The sequence below is a fragment of the Schnuerera sp. genome (genome assembly GCF_035459645.1).
GTDB lineage: Bacteria > Bacillota > Clostridia > Tissierellales > Tepidimicrobiaceae > Schnuerera.
Map to the genome: position 1 here is coordinate 1 of NZ_DATHXO010000023.1, position 2187 is coordinate 2187.

The 2187-nt window shown below is 29.1% G+C and carries 3 protein-coding genes; all 3 read left to right on the forward strand.

What is annotated here, in order from left to right; all coding sequences use genetic code 11:
• The coding region (locus VK998_RS00585) for a PadR family transcriptional regulator (protein ID WP_325224315.1) at nucleotides 1-281 on the forward strand (281 nt) is incomplete at its 5' end.
• A 110-nt stretch (nucleotides 282-391) separates the two neighbouring features.
• Entirely contained in the window at nucleotides 392-1585 is a 1194-nt protein-coding gene (locus VK998_RS00590) for a pyridoxal phosphate-dependent aminotransferase (protein ID WP_325224316.1), read from the forward strand.
• An 83-nt stretch (nucleotides 1586-1668) separates the two neighbouring features.
• The coding region (locus VK998_RS00595; RefSeq protein ID WP_325224318.1) for a HesA/MoeB/ThiF family protein at nucleotides 1669-2187 on the forward strand (519 nt) is incomplete at its 3' end.

The following is a 2187-nucleotide window of genomic DNA, read 5'->3' on the forward strand; positions in this document are numbered from 1 at the left end:
ATTATGGTAATGAAATAATAGAAGAAATCAAAAATAGATTAAACAATAAATGGGAACCAAGTCCGGGAATGGTTTATCCTCTTTTGCGCCAATTAGAAAAAGAAGGTTATGTTACTGGTTGGTGGCAAGAGCCTAATAAAAGATCTATAAGAAGGTATAGATTAACAGACAGTGGTTATAGGCATTATCAAACAATCTTATTGCAACATAAAACAAGCTTTGAAGATTCTCTTTCTATTGTGCAAAATGTTTTAAAAGATATATATGGAATGAAATTATAATATATATGAATTCAAATAAAAAATGATAGAAAAAAGTTTTACTTTAACCAATACAATAAATGCGTTTTTAAAACCTGTAGTAAAATTATAAGATATAGGAGGGCATTATTATGAATCTAAATTTATCAGAAAAGGGATTAAAAATTTCTCCGTCAGTAACTTTAGAAATTACTGCAAAAGCAAAAGCCATGAAAGCTGATGGTGTGGATGTAATTAGTTTTGGTGCAGGTGAACCTGACTTTAATACCCCTGAGAATATTAGAAATGAAGGTATTAAAGCTATAAACGAAGGGTTGACTAGATATACTCCTGCTTCTGGAATAATTGAATTAAAGAAAGCTATATGTAAAAAATTTAAATCTGAAAATAACCTTTATTATTCCCCAAGTAATATAATTATATCTAATGGAGCTAAGCACTCCATATATAATGCACTAATGGCAATTATTAATCCAGGTGATGAAGTAATAATTAGTGTACCTTATTGGGTAAGTTACCCTGAATTGATTAAGATATCTGGAGGTCAACCAGTATATATTGAAACCAAGGAAGAGAATGACTTCAAATTTAGAATTGAAGACTTAAATAAAGCTTTAACCAATAAAACCAAAGCTTTAATATTAAATAGTCCTAGCAATCCAACAGGTGCTATATATAATGAACAAGAATTAAAAGAGATTGCAGAATGGGCTGTAAAAAATAATGTATTTATAATTTCTGATGAAATATATGAAAAACTAGTATATGATGGTGAACATATAAGTATAGCTTCAATTAACCCAGACATTAATAAACTTACTATTGTAATAAATGGTATGTCTAAAGCTTATGCTATGACTGGGTGGAGAATTGGGTATGCAGCTGCCCATGAAGATGTTGCAAAAATAATGAACAATATTCAAAGTCATACAACTTCTAATCCTTGCTCTATATCACAATATGCCAGTGTTGAAGGTTTACTAGGAACCCAAAATAGTGTTAAAGAAATGAAAAAACAATTTGAAAAAAGAAGAAACTTTATGGCTGAAAAAATTAATTCAATAAAAGGACTTAGTTGCAAAAAACCAAAGGGAGCATTTTACATAATGATTAATATTACTCAAATAAAAGGAAAAACTATTAAAAATACTAAAATAAATGATTCATTAGACCTAGCTAAAGTTCTTTTAGATGAAGGTAAAGTTGCAGTAATTCCTGGTATAGGATTTGGCGATGATGATTATATAAGGTTATCATATGCCACATCTATGGAAAACATTGATAAAGGTCTTGGGAGAATTAAAAAGATTGTAGAAGATAACTAAAAAGAAGTGATAACATCAAAAAGGTTCACATAAATATATTATGTGAATCTTTTGCGCTTTATTATATTTAGGTAGGTGATACAATGAAAAGATATTTGAAGAATATGGAAGCATTGTCAGCCAAAGAAATGGAAAGATTAAACAATAGCAATGTCTGCGTTGTTGGTTGTGGTGGATTAGGTGGTTACATAATTGAAATGTTAGGCAGAATTGGTATTGGCCATATAACCGCAATCGACTATGATATATTTGATGAAACAAATTTAAATAGACAATTAGTATGCCATACACAAAATATAGGTTTGAGTAAATCTGAAGAAACTAGAAAAAGAATGAAACTGGTTAACCCTCATATAAATGTAAAAGTCAAAAATATTATGCTAAATAAATCGAATTCTTTGTCTCTTCTTAAAGATCATGATGTAATTGTTGACGCCTTAGATAATATAAAAACTAGAAAAATCGTCCAATTGAGTGCATCACAATTAGATATTCCCATGGTGCATGGTGCTATTGGTGGTTTTTATGGACAAGTTACAACAATATTTCCTAAAGATAATACATTAAATTTTCTATATCCAGAAGATAATGAATTTGATAAG